Source organism: Burkholderia cepacia (assembly GCF_029962485.1).
Classification (GTDB): Bacteria; Pseudomonadota; Gammaproteobacteria; order Burkholderiales; family Burkholderiaceae; genus Burkholderia.
The window spans coordinates 2445263-2464580 of record NZ_CP073638.1; the positions used below are offsets into that span (position 1 = coordinate 2445263).

General features: G+C 67.0%; 18 protein-coding genes. 11 read left to right on the plus strand and 7 right to left on the minus strand.

The window, feature by feature from the left end; all coding sequences use genetic code 11:
- Positions 1–372: 372 nt before the first annotated feature.
- The 3 genes from KEC55_RS27450 to KEC55_RS27460 all read left to right on the plus strand — a co-directional run bounded on the left by KEC55_RS27450 (position 373) and on the right by KEC55_RS27460 (position 3576).
- Positions 373–1689, plus strand: coding sequence for a lipase family protein (locus KEC55_RS27450; protein ID WP_282508248.1), 1317 nt, complete (start codon positions 373–375; stop codon positions 1687–1689).
- 192 nt (positions 1690–1881) lie between these two features.
- Positions 1882–3012 carry a 3-deoxy-7-phosphoheptulonate synthase gene (locus KEC55_RS27455; protein WP_282508250.1) on the plus strand — a complete coding sequence of 377 codons (1131 nt, stop codon included), beginning with the start codon at positions 1882–1884 and terminating at the stop codon, positions 3010–3012.
- Positions 3013–3147: 135 nt separating this feature from the next.
- Positions 3148–3576 (plus strand): PRC-barrel domain-containing protein, encoded by a 429-nt coding sequence (locus KEC55_RS27460; RefSeq protein ID WP_282508251.1) that lies wholly within the window; start codon positions 3148–3150, stop codon positions 3574–3576.
- 186 nt (positions 3577–3762) lie between these two features.
- Here KEC55_RS27460 and dapF read toward each other — a convergent pair whose 3' ends face one another.
- Positions 3763–4593, minus strand: a complete 831-nt coding sequence (gene dapF / locus KEC55_RS27465; RefSeq protein ID WP_282508253.1) for a diaminopimelate epimerase — start codon at positions 4591–4593, stop codon at positions 3763–3765.
- A 239-nt stretch (positions 4594–4832) separates the two neighbouring features.
- On the opposite strand from dapF, the gene KEC55_RS27470 reads away from it, so the two are divergent.
- The 4 genes from KEC55_RS27470 (at position 4833) to trhA (ending at position 9789) form a co-directional block, all read left to right on the plus strand.
- Positions 4833–6323 (plus strand): alanine/glycine:cation symporter family protein, encoded by a 1491-nt coding sequence (locus KEC55_RS27470; protein WP_282508254.1) that lies wholly within the window; start codon positions 4833–4835, stop codon positions 6321–6323.
- Between the two features lie 351 nt (positions 6324–6674).
- Positions 6675–8753: a carbon starvation CstA family protein gene (locus tag KEC55_RS27475; protein WP_122948294.1), complete on the plus strand. Its 2079-nt coding sequence runs from the start codon at positions 6675–6677 to the stop codon at positions 8751–8753.
- Positions 8754–8765: 12 nt separating this feature from the next.
- Complete coding sequence (locus tag KEC55_RS27480) at positions 8766–8972, plus strand: YbdD/YjiX family protein (protein WP_011353713.1); 207 nt, start codon at positions 8766–8768, stop codon at positions 8970–8972.
- Positions 8973–9168: 196 nt separating this feature from the next.
- Entirely contained in the window at positions 9169–9789 is a 621-nt protein-coding gene (gene trhA, locus KEC55_RS27485) for a PAQR family membrane homeostasis protein TrhA (protein WP_282508256.1), read from the plus strand.
- Between the two features lie 24 nt (positions 9790–9813).
- Here the strand turns inward: trhA and KEC55_RS27490 are convergent, their stop codons facing one another.
- From KEC55_RS27490 to KEC55_RS27500, 3 genes are all read right to left on the minus strand, one after another.
- Complete coding sequence (locus KEC55_RS27490) at positions 9814–11223, minus strand: MFS transporter (protein ID WP_282508257.1); 1410 nt, start codon at positions 11221–11223, stop codon at positions 9814–9816.
- Positions 11220–11657 carry a nuclear transport factor 2 family protein gene (locus tag KEC55_RS27495; protein WP_282508258.1) on the minus strand — a complete coding sequence of 146 codons (438 nt, stop codon included), beginning with the start codon at positions 11655–11657 and terminating at the stop codon, positions 11220–11222. The genes KEC55_RS27490 and KEC55_RS27495 overlap by 4 nt, the downstream gene beginning before the upstream one ends.
- A 110-nt stretch (positions 11658–11767) precedes the next feature.
- Positions 11768–12904, minus strand: coding sequence for an FAD-dependent oxidoreductase (locus tag KEC55_RS27500; protein ID WP_282508259.1), 1137 nt, complete (start codon positions 12902–12904; stop codon positions 11768–11770).
- Positions 12905–12969: 65 nt separating this feature from the next.
- Between KEC55_RS27500 and KEC55_RS27505 the strand changes: the two genes are divergently transcribed.
- Entirely contained in the window at positions 12970–13434 is a 465-nt protein-coding gene (locus KEC55_RS27505; protein WP_282508260.1) for a MarR family winged helix-turn-helix transcriptional regulator, read from the plus strand.
- 51 nt (positions 13435–13485) lie between these two features.
- On the opposite strand, the gene KEC55_RS27510 is transcribed toward KEC55_RS27505, so the two are convergent.
- Positions 13486–13839, minus strand: coding sequence for a DOPA 4,5-dioxygenase family protein (locus KEC55_RS27510; protein ID WP_176047735.1), 354 nt, complete (start codon positions 13837–13839; stop codon positions 13486–13488).
- Between the two features lie 499 nt (positions 13840–14338).
- Between KEC55_RS27510 and KEC55_RS27515 the strand changes: the two genes are divergently transcribed.
- Positions 14339–14716 (plus strand): DUF4148 domain-containing protein, encoded by a 378-nt coding sequence (locus tag KEC55_RS27515; RefSeq protein WP_282508261.1) that lies wholly within the window; start codon positions 14339–14341, stop codon positions 14714–14716.
- Between the two features lie 127 nt (positions 14717–14843).
- Positions 14844–15332 carry a hypothetical protein gene (locus KEC55_RS27520; RefSeq protein WP_282508262.1) on the plus strand — a complete coding sequence of 163 codons (489 nt, stop codon included), beginning with the start codon at positions 14844–14846 and terminating at the stop codon, positions 15330–15332.
- 223 nt (positions 15333–15555) lie between these two features.
- Here the strand turns inward: KEC55_RS27520 and hpnH are convergent, their stop codons facing one another.
- Positions 15556–16716, minus strand: a complete 1161-nt coding sequence (gene hpnH / locus KEC55_RS27525; RefSeq protein WP_176047732.1) for an adenosyl-hopene transferase HpnH — start codon at positions 16714–16716, stop codon at positions 15556–15558.
- A 12-nt stretch (positions 16717–16728) separates the two neighbouring features.
- On the minus strand, positions 16729–17670 hold the full coding sequence (gene ispH / locus KEC55_RS27530; RefSeq protein ID WP_059238498.1) for a 4-hydroxy-3-methylbut-2-enyl diphosphate reductase: 942 nt from the start codon (positions 17668–17670) through the stop codon (positions 16729–16731).
- Positions 17671–18072: 402 nt separating this feature from the next.
- Between ispH and KEC55_RS27535 the strand changes: the two genes are divergently transcribed.
- The gene (locus tag KEC55_RS27535; RefSeq protein ID WP_282508263.1) at positions 18073–19260 is read left to right on the plus strand and encodes a glycosyltransferase; all 1188 of its coding nucleotides are present in this window, start codon (positions 18073–18075) and stop codon (positions 19258–19260) included.
- Positions 19261–19318: the final 58 nt, after the last annotated feature.

Below are 19318 nucleotides of genomic sequence, written 5' to 3' on the forward strand. Positions count from 1 at the left end.
TTGCAGGCAGGCGGCGCACGGTGTGTCCGGCGTCGCACGACGGGCCGCTTCGTTACCGGACAGACGTGATCGTACGGGACTTCGGCGACACGCGAACAGTCGGCCGAACGGCCGGTGCGTTCGCGTCGATCGGCCAGGGTTTTAGACGTTTACCTTCAAACAATCGAAAACGCCCATCGAACCTGTCCGCGTTGTGCTTCAATTAATCCGGTTTGTACTCCTACTAAAATTACGGATTCAGAACAGACCGGATCATTTACTCACAGGAGACAGTCGATGGCATGGAAACGGTTTTGATGCAGCAAGCATGATGGTCTGCAATACCGCCGAACTTCCTTCGATGAAAGCAGGTTATCCCAGGGGCCCCCACCCATGTCCTCCAGACGACTCATGACCGTCGCGGCCGCCGTGTGCGCCGTGCTGGCCATTGCCGCACCGTCGGCCGGCGCCGCCGTGCCGACCGTGTCCGACCCGTTCTACACGTACACCGGCGCCACGCCGCTGGCATCGATTCCACCGGGCACGGTACTGAAGACGCGCAACGTCACCTATCACGTGGCCGGCATCCCGACCGCCGTGACCGCGCAGCAGTTGCTATATCGCACCAACAACGCGCAGAACCTGCCCGTCGTCAACGTGACGTCGGTGATCCGCAGCCAGGTCAGCAACGGCCAGGCCATTTCGTACCAGTCGGCCTACGATTCACTGAACCCGTACGACGAGCCGTCGCAGGTGATCGCCGGCGACCGCGACGTGACCAAGGTCATCAACGTCGGCACGCTGCTCTACAGTGCGGAGTCGATCCCGCTGTCGACGCTGCTGCTGCTCGGCTACAACATCATCGTGCCCGATACGGAAGGCCAGACGGCGGACTTCGCGGCCGGCCCCGAATACGGGATGACGACGCTCGATTCGATCCGCGCGGCGCTCAATACGCCGTCGACGGGCCTGAATCCGTCGAGCAAGGTCGCGATGATCGGCTATTCGGGCGGCGCAATCGCGACGAACTGGGCCGCGCAACTCGCGTCGAGTTATGCGCCCGACATCAACAAGCAGCTCGTCGGCGCGGCGGAAGGCGGCGTGCTGGTCGATCCCGCGCACAACCTGCGCTATGTCGACGGCAGCATCGTGTGGGGTGGCGTTGCGGCGGCCGCGCTGGCCGGGCTGTCGCGCGGCTATGCCTTCGACCTGACGCCGTATCTCAGCGATACGGGCGTCGCCGTGTTCAAGGACATCCAGAATCAGTCGCTTGCGTACATCCTGCCGAAGTACACGGGCCTGCACTGGAGCACGCTGTTCAAGCCGCAATACGCGAACGACATCAACAGCATCCCGGCGTACGTGACGTATGCGAACAAGGTGAATGCAGGGCTGGCCGCATCGCCGACGATCCCGATGTTCATCGGCCAGGGCACGGCAGGTGCGCTCGACGGCACTTTCAGCAGCCAGGTCGGCGACGGCGTGATGCTCGCGTACGACGTGCGCGCGCTGGCGCAGAAGTTCTGCGCCAGCGGCACGCCGGTCACGTACACCGAGTATCCGCTGGAACATGCGGGCGCGATCGTGCCGTGGGTGGCCGGGATGCTGCCCTGGCTCTACGACCGCTTCAACGGGAAAACCGCGCCGAGCAATTGCTGGCTGACGTCGCTGCTGCCGAGCAATTCGCTGGCGCCCGAGACGCTGCACTAGACGCAGCGACGTACGACCGGATGAATGGTCGGGCGACCCGCTGGCGGTCGCCCTTTTTTTCGACGTCTCGACGCCGGTCGCGCGACGGCGGTTGCCACGCGCCCGCGGTCCCCCGCCGTTACTCTGTGCCGCCTTCTCCGGGTGCCATAATCGAGGCTGCCCATCATTTCAGACGTCCCCCGGAGAATCACCATGCAGAACCTCGACAATCCTTCCCATGATCGCGAGGTAGGCAGCGCCGACGCGACGCAGGACACCACGCGCATCGACGACGTCCGCATCGGCGCCGTGCGCCCGCTGATCTCGCCGGCGCTGCTGCTGGACGAGCTGCCGGTGCCGGCCGGCACGCAGACGCTCGTCGAGGATACGCGCCGCGCGATCGGCGACATCCTGCACGGCCGCGACGACCGGCTGCTGCTCGTCGTCGGCCCGTGCTCGATCCACGACCACGACCAGGCGCTCGATTACGCGCGCCGCCTGAAGGTTGCCGCCGATGCGCTGAAGGACGACCTCCTGATCACGATGCGCGTCTACTTCGAGAAGCCGCGCACGACGGTCGGCTGGAAGGGCTACATCAACGATCCGCGTCTCGACGGCAGTTTCCGCATCAACGAAGGGCTGCGCGCCGCGCGGCAGCTGCTGCTCGACATCAACGCGCTCGGCCTGCCGGCGTCGACCGAATTCCTCGACCTGCTGAGCCCGCAGTACATCGCCGACCTGATCGCGTGGGGCGCGATCGGCGCGCGCACGACCGAGAGCCAGAGCCATCGCCAGCTTGCGTCGGGCCTGAGCTGCCCGATCGGCTTCAAGAACGGCACGGACGGCGGCGTGCAGGTCGCGTCGGACGCGATCGTCGCGGCCGCTGCGAGCCATGCGTTCATGGGGATGACGAAGATGGGGATGGCCGCGATCTTCGAGACGCGCGGCAACGACGACGCGCACGTGATCCTGCGTGGCGGCAAGACGGGCCCGAACTACGACGCCGAGCATGTCGAGGCGTGCTGCGCGGTGCTGCGCAAGGCCGGGTTGCGCGAGCAGGTGATGGTCGACTGCTCGCATGCGAACTCGAACAAGTCGCACGACCGGCAGGTCGATGTCGCGCAGGATCTCGCCCGGCAACTGTCGCAGGGCGAGCAGCGGATCGTCGGCGTGATGGTCGAGAGCCATCTCGAGGCCGGGCGTCAGGACCTGAAGCCGGGCGTGCCGCTGAAGTACGGCGTGTCGATCACCGATGCATGCCTGAGCTGGACGCAGACCGAGCCGGTGCTCGACGTGCTGGCCGACGCCGTGCGGCAACGGCGCGCGCGGTCGCGCAACGCGTGACGCGGGCTGCGTCATCGCGTCCGATGCAGCGTTGCGCGAGTGGCGCTAACATGGGCCGGTGCGCAGCCTCGCGCGCACGGAGGCGGCGAGGCCGGCCGCCGATACCGACAACAATTCACCGGAGTGCATAACAGCATGGCTTTCTACAAGACCCTCATCGCAGCAACCGTCCTCGCCTCGAGCGTCAGCGCACACGCGCAGATCGCGGGTGCCCAGCCGATCAGCGTGACCGTCGAGCAATCGCAGGCGCTGCTCGAAGGCTGGAGCGTGAAGAAGAGCGTGCTCGGCAAGGCCGTGTACAACGACGACAACCAGAAGGTCGGCACCGTGCGCGACCTGATCGTCGCGCCGGACGGCTCGGTGTCGGCCGCGATCGTGTCGGCCGGCGGCTTCCTCGGCGTGGCCGCGCATGACGTCGCGGTGCCGATCGCGTCGCTCGACGTGCGCAAGGGCAACATCTACCTGCCGGGCGCGACGAAGGAAGCGCTGAAGGCGACGCCGGCGTTCCAGTACGCGAAGGTGCCGTCGCCGCCGAAGCCGAAGAAGCTCGACGACAAGCACTGATCGTCGACATATCGCCGCCCCGCGCGTGCCGTGCCGGGGCCGGCGAACCGCGGGCCGTCGACGGCCCGCGAGCCCGCGCGATCGCCGGACGCATCGCTCCGACGATCTATGACGGCACGGCCGCGCCTCGTGCGCGAATCGGCGTGGTGATCCGCAACACGCCGTGAATGCCGCCTATTCCGGCGATCAGATCGCCGGCTTCTCTCCGTCTACCCACACCCCGTCGAAACCGAACGCGACCGGCCCGCTCAGGAACACGCTGCCGGTACCGTCCCATCGAACGGTGACGTCGCCGCCGTCGCATGTCACCCGTACCGTATCGTCGAGCAGCCCGCGCCGGATGCCGTTGACGACCGCACCGCACGAACACGATCCCGAACCGAGCGGCACGCCGCCGCCGCGCTCCCAGATGCGCAGGCGAATATGCGTGCGATCGACGACCTGAACGAAATGCACGTTGGTTTTCTGCGGAAACAGCGGATGCGTTTCGATGGCCGGGCCGAGCGCCGCGACATCGATCATGCGGAGATCGTCGACGAAGAACGTGCAATGCGGGTTGCCCATGTTGCAGGCGGCCGGCGCGCCGGGCAGCGGCAGCGCGAGGGTGTCGAGTGCCTCGGCGACCGGCACGTCCCGCCAGCCGGTGAGCGGCGTGCCCATCCCGACGGTGATCAGGCCGTTCGCCTCCCTTGAGCATACGAGATACCCGCGGCCGGTCCGCAGCACGAGCGACGCCATGCCGGTTTCCCGCATCAGTTGCCACGCGACGCCGCGTGTCGCGCTGCCGCAGGTGTCGAGCGGCGAGCCGTCGGCATTCCAGAACGCGACGCGGGCGGCCGCGTCGTCGCAGTCCGACACCACCGCGAGCTGGTTGAAGCCGATGCCGTTGTGCCGGTCGCCCATGCGCCGCACGAGGTCGCGGTCGATGCGCGGCGCGTGATCCTGATCCTGACCGCGCAGGTCGACGATGACGAAGTCATCGCCGTTTGCGTTCATCTTCTGAAATCCGATCGGCATGGCGGTTCTGGCGGGAGGGACAGGCGAACACTGTACGTGGCTCGCCGGAGCGGATCAATCGACGTCACTCGACGTGACGCGCGGCTTGGGGCTCACCCCGATTCCGAAGAAAACCGTAAAGAATGTAATATAAATGAAAGACAAGGTCGGATCCGCCTGTAGTCGAGCCACCCGCGCGTGCACGTAACGGATTCGACTCTCCGCCACGCGCCCTCTTCCGTTATCAACAGAAACGCCTTATGGAAAAACTCGTCGATTCGATCAACGGTGTCATCTGGAGCCCCGCGCTCATCTTTCTCTGTCTTGCCGCAGGGTTGTACTTCTCGCTGCGCACCCGCTTCGCGCAGGTTCGCCACTTCATCGAGATGCTGCGCCTGATGCGCGGCAGCAAGGCATCGGCGGAAGGCGTGTCGTCGTTCCAGGCACTGGCGTTGTCGCTGTCGGGGCGTGTCGGCACCGGCAACATCGCGGGCGTCGCGACGGCCATCACGTTCGGCGGCCCGGGGGCGATGTTCTGGATGTGGCTCGTCGCGTTCCTTGGCGCGAGCACCGCGTTCGTCGAATCGACGCTGTCGCAGATCTACAAGGTGCGGCGCGAAGGGCAGTATCGCGGCGGCCCCGCGTACTACATCGAAAAGGGGCTCGGCATCCGCTGGTACGCAATCGCGTTCGCGATCGCGACCGTGTTCGCATGCGGGCTGCTGCTGCCCGGCGTGCAGGCGAACGGGATCTCGTCCGCGATCGAGAACTCCTTCGGCATCGCGAAGCCCGTTACCGGCGCGGTGCTCGTGCTGCTGCTCGGCCTCATCATCTTCGGTGGCGTGAAGCGGATCGCGCGCGTCGCGGAAATCGTCGTGCCGTTCATGGCGCTCGGCTACATCCTGATCGCGTGCGTCGTGATCGCGCTCGACATCGAGCGTCTGCCGGGCGTCGTCAAGCTGGTGTTCGAAAGCGCTTTCGGCTTCGAGGCCGGTTTCGGTGCGATGCTCGGCATGGCGATCCAGTGGGGTGTGAAGCGCGGCGTCTATTCGAACGAAGCGGGGCAGGGCACGGGCCCGCACGCGTCTGCCGCCGCCGAAGTGACGCACCCGGCGCAGCAGGGGCTCGTGCAAGCTTTCTCCGTCTATGTCGATACGCTGTTCGTCTGTTCGGCGACGGGCTTCATGATCCTGATCACGGGCGCCTACAACGTGATCGCGCCGAACGGCCGCGCGCTGTTCTCGGGTGCGGCCGGCATCGAGGCCGGCCCCGGCTATACGCAGATGGCCGTCGAATCGGTGCTGCCCGGCTTCGGCGCGGCATTCGTCGCGATGGCGCTGTTCTTCTTCGCGTTCACGACCATCCTCGCGTACTACTACATCGCGGAAACCAACGTCGCCTATCTGAGCCGCACGCGCAGCAGCGCCGCCGGCACGTTCGTGCTGCGCGCGGTGATCCTGCTCGCGACGCTGTACGGTGCGGTGAAGAGCGCGAGCGTCGCGTGGGCGCTCGGCGACATCGGTGTCGGGCTCATGGCGTGGCTGAACATCGTCGCGATCGTGCTGTTGCAGAAGCCCGCGCTCAAGGCGTTGCGCGACTACGAGGCGCAGAAGCGCGCAGGGCGCGAGCCGTCGTTCGATCCGGTCGCGCTCGGCATCGCGAACGCGACGTTCTGGGAGAAGCCGACAGCGGCGAGCGGCGCGCGCGATAGCCGGGCGGAGCCGGTCGTGGCAGCCGAGCGGCAGTCTTAGCACGGCATCCCGTGAATGTGCGCCGGCTGCGATGCCGGCGGCGCGCGATGCGGGATTCTTACGTTTTGCACCAGCGGCCGGCACATCTGTTGCCGGCCGTTTTACATCGTGCCGCGCCGGCGAGGCCGGCGCGTTTCCCGTCCCTTCCGCCCGAACGTTGCACACGCATCTACGTAATTCTACGTAGCTCCGCATACGTAGTTAACCGCTTGTAAGCCGCCCCCGTCGCACGGAATACTACGGCCCATCGTCGCGGCCTTTGCGAGGCGGCGACACGACGCATCGACGTCACGTGTGTGCGGCCCCTGCGCCGCACGCCATCTAAAACCACATTGGAGACCAGGAGACGCCATGAATCGGGCTTCCAGTACCCTGCTCTGGATCGCGGTCGCGCTGCTCGGCGCGTTCTCGTTCGGCACGATCGCACTCGCACACGGCGAGCGCGTGAGTGCCCTCTGGATCGTGATCGCCGCAGTCTGCGTGTATCTGATCGCGTATCGCTTCTACAGCCGCTTCATCGCCAGCAAGGTCATGCAGCTCGACGGGCTGCGGATGACGCCGGCCGTCAAGTACAACGACGGCCTCGACTACGTACCGACCAACAAGTACGTGCTGTTCGGCCATCACTTCGCCGCGATCGCCGGCGCCGGTCCGCTCGTCGGGCCCGTGCTCGCCGCGCAGATGGGCTACATGCCGGGCATGCTGTGGATCCTGGCCGGCGTCGTGTTCGCCGGCGCGGTGCAGGATTTCATCGTGCTGTTCATCTCGACGCGCCGCGACGGCCGCTCGCTCGGCGATCTCGTCAAGATGGAGCTCGGCACGGTGCCCGGCGTGATCGCGCTGTTCGGCGCGTTCCTGATCATGGTGATCATCCTCGCGGTGCTCGCGCTGATCGTCGTGAAGGCGCTGACCAACTCGCCGTGGGGCACGTTCACCGTCGCCGCGACGATTCCGATCGCGCTGTTCATGGGCGTCTACACGCGCTACATCCGTCCGGGCCGCATCGGCGAAGTGTCGATCATCGGCTTCGTGCTGCTGATGGCGTCGATCGCGTTCGGCCAGCACGTGCACGATTCGCCGACGCTCGCCGCGTGGTTCACGTTCACGGGCACGCAGCTCACGTGGATCCTGATCGGCTACGGCTTCGTCGCATCGGTGCTGCCGGTGTGGCTGCTGCTCGCGCCGCGCGACTATCTTTCGACCTTCCTGAAGATCGGCACGATCCTCGGTCTCGCAATCGGCATCCTGGTCGTCGCACCGGAACTGAAGATGCCCGCGCTGACGAAGTTCGTCGACGGCACGGGCCCGGTGTGGTCGGGCGGCCTGTTCCCGTTCCTGTTCATCACGATCGCGTGCGGCGCGGTGTCGGGCTTCCACGCACTGATCTCGTCGGGCACGACGCCGAAGCTGATCGACAACGAAACCAACGCGCGCTTCATCGGTTACGGCGCGATGCTGATGGAGTCGTTCGTCGCGATCATGGCGCTCGTCGCCGCGAGCGTGATCGAGCCGGGCATCTACTTCGCGATGAACGCGCCGGCCGCCGTGCTCGGCACGACGCCTGAAGCCGTCGCGAACACCGTCACGCAATGGGGCTTCGTGCTGACGCCCGACATGCTGACGCAGACCGCGAAGGCCGTCGGCGAAACGACGATCATCGCGCGCGCGGGCGGCGCGCCGACGCTGGCCGTCGGCATGGCGCACATCCTGCACCAGGTGATCGGCGGCGAAGCGATGATGGCGTTCTGGTATCACTTCGCGATCCTGTTCGAAGCGCTGTTCATCCTGACGGCCGTCGACGCCGGTACGCGTGCGGGCCGCTTCATGCTGCAGGATCTGCTCGGTACGTTCCACCCGGCGCTCAAGCGCACCGAGTCGCTGCCCGCGAACCTCGTCGCCACCGCGCTGTGCGTGGCCGCGTGGGGTTACTTCCTGTATCAGGGCGTGGTCGATCCGCTCGGCGGCATCAACACGCTGTGGCCGCTGTTCGGCATCTCGAACCAGATGCTCGCCGCGATCGCGCTGGTGCTCGGCACCGTCGTGCTGTTCAAGATGAAGCGCGAGCGCTATGCGTGGGTGACGATCGTGCCGACCGTGTGGCTGCTGATCTGCACGCTGACGGCCGGCTGGCAGAAGATTTTCGACGCGAACCCGAAGGTCAGCTTCCTCGCGCACGCGGCGAAGCTGCAGGCCGCGGTGGACGAAGGCAAGGTGCTGGCCCCGGCGAAGTCGATCGCGCAGATGCAGCGGATCATCTTCAACGACTACATCGATGCGGCGCTGGCCGGGCTGTTCATCTTCGTCGTCGTGGCGATCGCGGTGTACGGCGTGATCGCCGTGCTGCGCGCGCGCCGCGAGTCGAAGCCGACCGTGCGCGAGACGCCGTACGAAGCGATGCCGGCCGCGCAAGCGCTCGGCAGCGGACGTTAAGGGGAGGCCGCGATGTTCAGCGATCTTGGCAGCGACCTGCGCAGCGCGGGGCGTTACCTCGGGCAGGCGTTGCGGCTGATGGTCGGCCTGCCCGACTACGACACCTACGTCGCGCACATGCGCGCAACCCATCCGGACCGCGAGCCGATGACGTACGAGGAATTTTTCCGCGAGCGTCAGAATGCGCGGTACGGGTCGGGAGCAGGGAAGTGCTGCTGAACCAGGCTGTTCAAGCCGTTCGGTAATCGAAAGGGAAGCGCCGCGATCGAGATCGCGGCGCTTTTTCTTTGGGGCCGCGGCGGTACGCATCGCGCGGCGGCCGCTTCGCCGTTTGCCAAGGCGCAGCACGGCGAAATCCGGCCGCCGGTATCATAGGGTTCTCTCTTTTCCCGATGGACCCGTAGGAGAACACGTCGTGCATGTCGGTGAGCGTTTCAACAGCATTTCCCACCTCGTCGGCGCGGTGCTGTCGGTGGCGGGCCTCGTGGCGCTCGTGACGATGGGCGCGCTCGAAGGCGATCCGTACAAGGTGGTGAGCTTCAGCGTGTACGGCGCGATGCTGTTCCTGCTCTACGCGATCTCGACGCTGTATCACAGCGTGCGTAGCCCGCGCCTGAAGGCGATCCTGCAGAAATGCGACCACTCGGCGATCTACCTGCTGATCGCCGGCAGCTACACGCCGTTCACGCTCGTCACGCTGCGCGGCCCGTGGGGCTGGTCGCTGTTCGGCGTGAGCTGGGGGCTCGCCGTGTTCGGGATCGTGCAGGAACTGACGCTCGGGCGCCGCACGCGCATGCTGTCGATGATCCTGTACGTGGCGATGGGCTGGCTCGCGCTCGTCGCGGTGCGTCCGCTGATCCACGCGCTGCCGCCGGTCGGCACCGCCTGGCTCGTGGCCGGCGGCCTGATCTACAGCGCGGGAATCTACTTCTTCATCAACGACGAACGCATCCGCCACGGGCACGGCATCTGGCACCTTTTCGTGCTGGCCGGCAGCCTGTGCCAGTTCGTCAGTGTCGCGATGTACGTTGCGTGAGCGGCGCGCCTGCCGCGCAATGCGCTAGCGGCGCGTGGCGGCTGCCTGCAGGTGAGCGGCCGTTTCGCCGGTTGCCGGTGTCGGCCGCGTCGTGATCCACCACGTTACCGCGGCGAGCGCCGACAGCGCGATCGCCAGGACCAGCGCCACCCGCATCGCAACCGGAAACGGCTGCAGCGTCGCGATGCACGCCCCGAAGATCGCCACGCCGAGCGCCGATCCGCTCTGCCGCGCCGCGTTCAGCGCCGCTGCCGCCACGCCGGCGCGGCGCCGGTCGACCGTCCCGAGTGCCGGCGACGTCGCGGCCGGCGAGATGAATCCCGATGCGAAGCCGATCGCGAGCATGGGCGCGACGGCGAGCCACGCGGGTGTCGTCGCCCCGATGGCCGTCATGCCGAGTGCGCCGGCCGCATAAAGCCCGAACGCCGCGCACATCGTGCCGCGCGCGCCGAAGCGCGCCACCAGCCGCCCCGAACACAACCCGCCGAGCGCGACCATCGCGGTCATTGGCAGGAACGCGAGCCCCGTGCCGAGCGGGCTCGCGCCGCGAACTTGCCGATAGAACAGGCTGAGCACGAACAGCAGGCCGTAGAACACGAACGCCGACGCCATCGATACGAACGTCGATCCCGCGAACAGCCGGTTGCGGAAGAACGCGAGCGGCAGCATCGGCTCGCGGCGCCGCGCTTCGATCGCGACGAACGCGATCCACGCGACGGCGCTCGTCACGGCGCCGCCCAAGATCGGCGTCGAGCGCCAGCCGAGCGACGGGCCTTCGATCAGCGTGCCGATCAGCGCCGCGATCGCGACGATGGCGGCTGCCTGTCCGCCCCAGTCGAACCGCCGCGACGCGTCGGCGGCGCCGCGCGCGATCCTGCGGCCGAGCCAGATGCCGGCGAGCCCGAACGGCAGGTTCACGAAGAACAGGCTGCGCCATCCGAACAGATCGATCAGCAGCCCGCCGATCAGCGGGCCCGACGCCATCGCGATGCCGCCGCAGCCCATCCACAGGCTGATCGCCGATGCGCGCGCGGCCGGTGCGGGGAATGCGCGGTTGATCAGCGCGAGCGAGCAGGGCACCAGCATCGCGCTGCCGACGCCTTGCAACGCGCGGGCGGCGGCGAGTGCCGGGAGGGTCGGCGCGAGGCCGCACAGTGCCGACGCGGCGACGAATACCGCGAGCCCCGCGACATAGATCGTGCGGTCGCCGAGCCGGTCGCCGAGCGTGCCGCCCGTCAGCAGCAGGCTCGCGAACGCGAGCGTGTAAGCGTTCACTATCCATTGCAGGCCGGCCACGCGGCTGCCGAACGTGTGCGCGATGTCGGTGAGCGCGACGTTGACGATCGACGCGTCGAGCAGCACGAGCGTATAGCTCACGCAGGTCGCGGCGAGCACGCGGCGGGTGGCGGCCCGGTCGGGCGTGGCGGCCGTCATGCGCGGTCGGGCGACGGCGTGGCAGCCTGCAGCGCGAGGAAGCCGACCCATCCCCAGTACACGCGATGATGCGCGATCAGGCCGTGGCTGAGATCCATCACTTCGACGAGATCGACCTGGTCGCCGTCCGGCGTGGCGCGCGGATATTCCCACGTGAGCTGGCGGCCGTTCGAGAAGAACAGCCCGGTCCGGTACCAGCGGCCGAGTGGGCTGCCCGGATTGTGCAGGCCGGCCGCGAAGAATGCGCCGATCGCGGCCTTGCCGTGCAGCACGCCCGAGCCGTGCGCGGGCAGCGTGACGACGACGAGCGGTGTTTCGAGCACCGCGTCGTCGGCATACAGCGCCATCAGCGCATCGAGGTCGCGCGCGACGACGGCTGCGTGCCAGTCTTCATGGATGCGCCGGGCGCCGGCGTCGGTTTCTGCGGGTGTCATGGCGGGCGTCCGGAAGCGTCGTTGGCGGAAACCCACTGTATGGGCGCACTGCCGCGATACGTTTCACGTCAACCCGAAACGTGGATGTCGACGCGCGGCGCGCGTGCCGCTCAAGCCGCGTGCAGGTCGCGGTACCGCGCGAGAGTCAGTGCCTCGGCATCGTGCGAAAGCTGGGTCGCGGCGGCATCGGCGGCCTCCCGCGCCGATTCGGTCACGCGCGCGAACATCCGCTGCTCGAAGGCCGCGACGGCCGCGTCGCGGTCGGCATCGGCGATGAGGCCGGCCGCGAGTTCGGCCGCGTCGCGCATCGCGTTGTTCACGCCTTCGCCGCCGAACGGCGACATCACGTGCGCGGCGTCGCCGATCAGCGTGATGCCGCGACGATGCGCCCAGCAGTGACCGACCGGCAGCGCGAAGATCGGCCGCTCGGCGAACCGGTCGCCGCTGGCGCGGAACAGGTCGTGGATGGCGTCGGCGAAGCCGTCGAATTCGGCGATCAGCGCGCCGCGCATCGCATCGGGTGCCGCGAAGTCGAAACGCCGCTCGACCCAGTCGAGCGGTACGCGAAAGATCGCGTAACCGCGCACGTGCGCGTGCCCGTTGCGTTGCGCGATGATCGCCTTGCCGTTGCCGTGCACGCCGATCTTGCCGCGGCCGACGAGCCGCGACAGCGCGGGATATTGCCGATCGATGTCGTCGATGCCGAATTCGATGAACGTGAGGCCGCTGTACTGCGGCTGATACGGCGACAGCAGCGGACGGATGCGTGACCACGCGCCGTCGGCGCCGACCACGAGATCGAACGGGCCTTCCGTCCTGTGCTCGAACGCCAGCATCGCCCGCCCGTCGGGCCGCAAGCTGACGTCGCGTACCGTGCGGCCCCATTGCACGCAGTCCGGCGGCAATGCGTCGAGCAGCAGCGCGCGCAACGCGGTCCGGTCGACCTCGGGCCGGTTGCCGCCGGCGCCGTTGTCGTCGAACAGCACACGGCCCGAGCGATCGAGCAGGCGCGAGCCCTGATCCTCGTAGCGCGCGACGGCCAGGAACGCGTCGGTCAGGCCGGCCTGCTCGAGCGCCAGCAGGCCCGATTCCTCGTGCAGGTCCAGCGTGCCGCCCTGCGGGCGCTCGAGCGGGTGGGCTTCGCGTTCGTACACGATCGCCTCGATTCCGCCGAGCGTCAGCAGGCGGGCGAGCGTCAGGCCGCCGGGCCCGCCGCCGACGATGGCAACACGAAAGCGCGTACTCATGGTTCGCTCACGATCTGATAACATAGGAGCCTATATAAAAACATAGCCTCCTATGGAATGTCAACATGAGCGACGCTGACACGAAGACGAATCCGTTGCCGCTGGTCGGCATCACTTACCGGCTGTTCACGCGCGTGGTCGACCGGCAGCTGCGCGACCTGGGCTTCGCGGTGAGCCAGTTGCCGGTGCTGGTGTCGTTGAAGAAGGCGGGTGCGCTGTCGCAGACCGAGCTCGCGAGGCGCGCGCAGGTCGAGCAGCCGAGCATGGCGCAGTTGCTGAACCGGATGGAGCGCGATGGTCTCGTGCTGCGGGTGCCCGATCCGGACGACCGGCGCAGCCGGCTGATTTCGCTGACCGATTCGGCGTCGAAGGGGCTCGCCAGCGGGCGGGCCGTGATGGAAGGTGCGAGTGAACAGGCGCTCGCCGGGTTGAGCGACGCGGAGCGCGATCAGCTTGCGGCGTTGCTCGGGCGCGTGAATGCGAATCTCGAACGGATGGTCGGCAACGCGCGCGCGAACGACATCGAGTGATCGCGGGCGGCGGTTGCATCGCCGTCGCCGAACACCGCTTTTCTCCGCCGCTTATCCGGCCAGTGCATCGAGATTCAGCCCATACGATTTCCCGATCCACACCGCGCAATCGCGGTGATCGCGCAGATCGTCGCCCGTATTCGGATGCAGGAAGATGTCCAGCGCGCCGTGGTTCAGCACGAGCCACGGCACGATCTCGTCGAAGCGCGCGGCATCGAACGCGATCTGGTACGACCAGGCCGGATGCGGACCGACGAGGCGCTCGTGAAAGCGGCCGAGCTCGATCACCGCGCCGAACCGCTCGTCGACGACCTGGCGAAACGCCCAGGCCGCGTCGCGGCTGGCCGCATCGAAATAGACGTGCGCGTGCCAACTGTCGATGGCGGTGGTGTCGAGGGCAGCCATGGAAGGACTCGATGAAAAAGGGGAATGCATGAGAGGCCGTGCGAAACGAAGCAAATGGCCGATGCGTGATTATCGCGCGTCCTTGCCGGGCACGTCGTGTCGCGATCCGGCAATCCGGCGCCGATGATTTGTCCTGTATCAGGAGAACCGTTGGTCCGACGCATTCGTTTCTGCGCTATCCGCGTGCGCGATATCACGCCGGAACCCTTGCCGGCAGGGGCGCAGGCGGGGATCGCACCGGCAACACGTCATTTCGGAAATTGAAAAAGCGCGATGCGCGCCGCTTCCGGTCGCGCGCAAAAGCGCGATCAGGTCGTTGAATGAAATAAAGAAATTCCCGTTCGACGGGATTCGCGAAAGACGCGCCCGCACGCCGGATTCCGAAGCCGAAAATATCAATTGCGGAATCGGCTATTCAAGTGGCATGCGGCACGACATACGATGATTTCAACGCATCGACGATCACGATCGATGCGGGGACAACCATCTGGAGGCCACTATGCGATCCCTCGTTCCCGTTGCTGTTCTTTCCTGCGCACTCGTTGCGCTGCCTGCCGTCAGCTTTGCGCAGTCTGCCGGCCCGGACTGGTCGTCGAACGCCGCGCAGTCGACCTGGTCGGCGGCGCGTGCCGAAACCAATGCGCAACTGATGCAGATGACCCGCGCCGGCTATCGCGCGACGACGGCCGGCAACCAGAACTATCCGCTTGCGATGCAGCAAGCGCTCGACCGTGTCCACAATCCGGTGCCTGACCGGTCGCGCGAGGAGCGGGCCGCGATGGAAGCGCGCGCCGCTCGCGACGCGCAGAGCGGCCATTCGGTGAAGGCCTTCTTCGTGAAGACCGCGTACTACCTGAAGGGCGAGAACACGTTCTGATGCAGGAGACGAGCATGGCATGCCCGAACCGATTGGCCGGCGTCGTGCGCGCGTTGGCGCTATGCCGGCTGCCGGACGCGCGAGCAGCGTCGCCGCGCCGCGAAGCGCCCGCAAGTGGGCACGAATCATGAAGGCCGCCCGGAAACACCGCCGCCACGTGCCGCTGACGCGCGAGTGGCTGCTGCCGCTGCCCCCCGCGCATGCACGCGACATCTCGCTGAAATGCCACATGGCGCTCGTCGCGCTGCGTGGCGAGCACGGCAACGAAGCGCTGCTGATGCGGTTGCGCACGAGCGTCTATCTGGTGTTCCTCGCGCTCGACGATACGCGGTACGCCGAAGCGGACATCGACCTGTGCGTTCACGCGGAGCGCGTGCTCGAAGCCAGTGCGGCGCGCGCGGCGCAAAGCGGCGCATGGACGTTGCACGATGACGAATGTGGGGTGCTCGAGCGTGTGCTTGCCGCGCACGACGCCTGCGTTGCGACGCTCACGCGGCATCGGCTGGCGGAGCTGTGGCGTCATGTCTGCACGTTCGCGTCATGCGGCCAGCCAGCGCTCGTCGCGAGCGCGACGGAGAAGATGCGTTCGCACGTGATCGACTCGCTGGCCGCCTAGCGCCGCACACCGGTTTTGCAGGGAGGATGGAGGAGACAGGGCCGACCGCACCGGCACGGTCGATGCAATCGCGCGGCTTCGGCGATTGCGCGGCCGTCGCGGCGTTACGGTGACACGGTGACGGCGAAACGCTGGCCCAAAGCAAAAGCGCCACGGAGCGAATCCGTGGCGCTTTATTCTTGTCACCTGCGCGGAGGCACAGCCCCCGCGTGGCGCAACGCGCTTAAGCCGCGGCTGCCGGCTTGGCCGGCTTCTGCAGCTTGCCCTTGCCGGCGCGCTGGATTTCCTCGAGCTTGATCTCGACGTGGCGCGAGAACACGTACTCGGCCGGACGCTGCTTCGCGATCGAGATGTCCGGTGCGAACGGGCCGTCGGTCTTGATGCCCTTGCGGCTCACCTTCAGCGCCTTCAGCGGGTTCGAGATCGTGTCCATCACGGCCGTCGCCTCGAAGCCGCAGTGGACCATGCAGTCCGCGCACTTCTCGTAGTTGCCGACGCCGTAGTTGTCCCACTCCGTCGTTTCCATCAGTTCCTTGAAGGTCTTCACGTAACCTTCGCCGACCAGGTAGCACGGCTTCTGCCAGCCGAACACCGTACGCGCCGGGTTGCCCCACGGCGTGCACTTGTACGTCTGGTTGCCGGCCAGGAAGTCGAGGAACAGCGACGACTGGCTGAACGACCAGCGCTTGCCGCCTTCGCCGCGCTTCAGGATTTCGCGGAACAGGTTCTTCGTCTTGTCGCGGTTCAGGAAGTGCTGCTGATCCGGCGCGCGTTCGTACGCGTAACCCGGCGACACCGTGATGCCGTCGACGCCGATCGGGCCCAGCGTGTCGAAGAACTTCGCGACGCGCTCCGGCACTGCATCGTTGAACAGCGTGCAGTTGATGTTCACGCGGAAGCCGCGGCGCTTCGCTTCCTTGATTGCCGCGACGGCCTTGTCGTACACGCCATCCTGCGACACCGAGTGATCGTGCGCTTCCTTGTCGCCGTCCAGGTGGACCGACCAGACGAAATACGGGCTCGGCTCGTAGTCGTCCATCTTCTTTTCCATCAGCAGCGCGTTCGTGCACAGGTACACGAATTTCTTGCGCTTCATGATGCCCTTGACGATTTCCGGCATCTCCTTGTGGAGCAGCGGTTCGCCACCGGCGATCGACACGACGGGCGCGCCGCACTCGTCGACGGCCTGCAGGCATTCCTCGACGGACAGGCGCTGGTTCAGGATCGGATCCGGATAATCGATCTTGCCGCAGCCGTTGCACGCGAGGTTGCAGCGGAACAGCGGCTCGAGCATCAGCGCGAGCGGATAGCGTTTGTTGCCGGACAGGTGCTGGCGCACGATATAGGCGCCGACACGGACTTGCTGGAGCAGCGGAATAGACAAGGGATGTCCTCCTTAAACTTCGCGGGCGACAGCTTGCGTGAGCTTCGCCGGCAGCTTGAATTCGACTTTTTCCTCACGGCCCGCCATCGTCGCGACATCGACGGGCCCCAGCGCGCGCAGCGCGCCAATTACATCTTCGACCATCTCTTCGGGCGCCGACGCGCCGGCCGTCAGGCCGACCGTCTGCACACCCGCGAACCATTCGGCCTTCACTTCCGAGCCGTCGGCGACGAGATAGCTCGGCACGCCGCTTTCGGTGCCGATCTCGCGCAGGCGGTTCGAGTTCGAGCTGTTCGTCGCACCAACGACGAGCAGCACGTCAACCTGTTCGCTCAGCTCGCGCACGGCGGCCTGGCGATTTTGCGTGGCGTAGCAGATGTCACGCGTGTCCGGGCCGACGATGTCGGTGAACCGGCGCTGCAGCGCTTCGATGATGCCGCGCGTATCGTCGACCGACAGCGTGGTCTGCGTGATGTACGCAACCGGCGTGTCGACGGGCAGCGTCAGCGTATCGACTTCGGCTTCGCTTTGCACGAGGATCACCTCGGCCGGAATCTGGCCGATCGTACCCTCGACTTCCGGGTGGCCCGCGTGGCCGATCAGGATCAGCCGGCGACCCGCCCCGACATACTGACGGCCCTGCACGTGCACCTTCGTGACGAGCGGACAGGTCGCGTCGAGCACGTCGAGCCCGCGCGTTTCCGCGTCGCGCTCGACCGTCTGGGCGACACCGTGCGCGCTGAAGATCGCGACAGCGCCGTGCGGCACCTCGTCGAGCTCCTCAACGAATCGTGCCCCTTTATTACGCAGATTTTCTACGACGTGCCGGTTATGCACGATTTCATGGCGTACATAAACCGGCGCACCGTGCTGTTGCAGCGCGCGATCGACGATCTCGATCGCACGGACAACCCCCGCGCAAAAGCCGCGGGGCTGGGCAAGGATGACTCGCATAGGTGAGCGAACTCCGACGACAGACACCGGGGTTCGAGGAGCTGGCACTCGCTCGCTCGCCCCGGCTTGATGTTATGAAGGCAGGAACGAACCGGCCGGCCAGGCCCCGGAACCCCGAATTAATCGCGCATTTTAACCCTATCGGGCCGTCCGTGCTTTGGTGCTGTATCGGCGCTGTTGCAATTGCGGGAGAGCCGCGTCGGCGCTGGCGCGCGCGGAACCCAGTAAACTACGCGGTTTCGCGGGCAGCCGCTCCGGCTGCCCGGCGTCGCGCTCATTTCAAGGCCATTCGATGACCGTCGATTCTTTTGCGTATTGCCCGGCCGCCTGTGCGGTTTCGGGCGTTTTGTTCCTGACCCCTATTGAAATCGGGCAAGCCGGCGCCCGGCAGGAGGCAAGCCGATGATGCTGGTGATTGCTTTCCTGGTGTCCGGCCTGTCGCTGATGATCTGGATCGTGCTGCTCGTCGCGCGCGGCGGCTTCTGGCGCGCGCAGCCCGCGCGGCCGCTGCCGCCCGAGGCGCGCGGGGCGGCTGCCGAGGCCGGTTGGCCGGCCGTCGTCGCGGTCGTGCCGGCGCGTAACGAGGCCGACGTGATCGCCCGCGCGGCGACTTCGCTGCTCGAGCAGGATTACCCGGGCGAATTTCATCTGATCATTGTCGACGACCACAGCGACGACGGCACCGCCGATGCGGCCCGCGCGGCCGCACTCGCGATCAACCGCGCCGACCGGCTGACGGTGCTGAGCGCGAAGCCGCTGCCGGCCGGCTGGTCGGGCAAGGTGTGGGCGCAGTCGCAGGGGATCGCCGCGGTGCAGACGCTCGGCCTGCCGGCCGATTACCTGCTGCTGACGGATGCCGACATCGGCCACCCGCCCGACGCCGTCGCGCAGCTGGTCACGCGTGCGCAGGCCGAGAATCGCGATCTCGTGTCGCTGATGGTGCGGCTGCGTTGCGATTCGTTCTGGGAAAAGGCGCTGATCCCGGCGTTCGTGTTCTTCTTCGCGAAGCTGTACCCGTTCTCGTGGATCAACAACCCGCGCAATCGCACGGCCGGCGCTGCCGGCGGCTGCATGCTCGTGAAGCGCGCGGCGCTCGAGGAAGCGGGCGGCATCGAATCGATCCGCGGCGCGCTGATCGACGACTGCAGCCTGGCCGCGCAGATCAAGCATCGCGGCAGTGGCCGCCATCCGATCCGTCTCGACCTGGCCGATCGCAGCGTGTCGCTGCGCCCGTACGACAGCTGGCGCGACATCTGGAACATGATCGCGCGCACCGCGTTCACGCAGCTGCACTATTCGCCGCTGCTGCTGGCCGGCACGCTGCTCGGGATGACGATCATCTATCTCGTGCCGCCCGTCGCGGCGCTCGCGTATGGCGCGCGTGCATGGCCGGCCTGGCTCGCGTGGGCGTCGATGTGCGCCGCGTATGCGCCGATGCTGCGCTACTACCGTCGCTCGCCGCTGTGGGCGCCCGCGTTGCCACTCGTCGCGCTGTTCTATGTGGGCGCGACGTTCGCGTCCGCGTGGCGCTACTGGCGCGGCAAGGGCGGCCAGTGGAAGGCGCGCGTGCAGGCGCCAGTGGAGCGCTGAGTGCTGCCGGGAGGCACGCCTCCCGGCAGCCGGCAAGCAAACGGCCCGATCGGTGCGA

What these genes read in the sequence shown, in the direction of transcription:
- ispH (WP_059238498.1), bottom strand. Translation starts at nt 17,670, where the DNA reads ATGCGAGTCATCCTTGCCCAGCCCCGCGGCTTTTGCGCGGGGGTTGTC.
- KEC55_RS27490 (WP_282508257.1), bottom strand. Translation starts at nt 11,223, where the DNA reads ATGACGGCCGCCACGCCCGACCGGGCCGCCACCCGCCGCGTGCTCGCC.
- KEC55_RS27480 (WP_011353713.1), top strand. Translation starts at nt 8,766, where the DNA reads ATGTTCAGCGATCTTGGCAGCGACCTGCGCAGCGCGGGGCGTTACCTC.
- KEC55_RS27460 (WP_282508251.1), top strand. Translation starts at nt 3,148, where the DNA reads ATGGCTTTCTACAAGACCCTCATCGCAGCAACCGTCCTCGCCTCGAGC.
- KEC55_RS27500 (WP_282508259.1), bottom strand. Translation starts at nt 12,904, where the DNA reads ATGAGTACGCGCTTTCGTGTTGCCATCGTCGGCGGCGGGCCCGGCGGC.
- KEC55_RS27535 (WP_282508263.1), top strand. Translation starts at nt 18,073, where the DNA reads ATGATGCTGGTGATTGCTTTCCTGGTGTCCGGCCTGTCGCTGATGATC.
- KEC55_RS27505 (WP_282508260.1), top strand. Translation starts at nt 12,970, where the DNA reads ATGAGCGACGCTGACACGAAGACGAATCCGTTGCCGCTGGTCGGCATC.
- KEC55_RS27470 (WP_282508254.1), top strand. Translation starts at nt 4,833, where the DNA reads ATGGAAAAACTCGTCGATTCGATCAACGGTGTCATCTGGAGCCCCGCG.
- KEC55_RS27510 (WP_176047735.1), bottom strand. Translation starts at nt 13,839, where the DNA reads ATGGCTGCCCTCGACACCACCGCCATCGACAGTTGGCACGCGCACGTC.
- dapF (WP_282508253.1), bottom strand. Translation starts at nt 4,593, where the DNA reads ATGCCGATCGGATTTCAGAAGATGAACGCAAACGGCGATGACTTCGTC.
- KEC55_RS27475 (WP_122948294.1), top strand. Translation starts at nt 6,675, where the DNA reads ATGAATCGGGCTTCCAGTACCCTGCTCTGGATCGCGGTCGCGCTGCTC.
- KEC55_RS27455 (WP_282508250.1), top strand. Translation starts at nt 1,882, where the DNA reads ATGCAGAACCTCGACAATCCTTCCCATGATCGCGAGGTAGGCAGCGCC.
- KEC55_RS27515 (WP_282508261.1), top strand. Translation starts at nt 14,339, where the DNA reads ATGCGATCCCTCGTTCCCGTTGCTGTTCTTTCCTGCGCACTCGTTGCG.
- KEC55_RS27495 (WP_282508258.1), bottom strand. Translation starts at nt 11,657, where the DNA reads ATGACACCCGCAGAAACCGACGCCGGCGCCCGGCGCATCCATGAAGAC.
- KEC55_RS27520 (WP_282508262.1), top strand. Translation starts at nt 14,844, where the DNA reads ATGAAGGCCGCCCGGAAACACCGCCGCCACGTGCCGCTGACGCGCGAG.
- KEC55_RS27450 (WP_282508248.1), top strand. Translation starts at nt 373, where the DNA reads ATGTCCTCCAGACGACTCATGACCGTCGCGGCCGCCGTGTGCGCCGTG.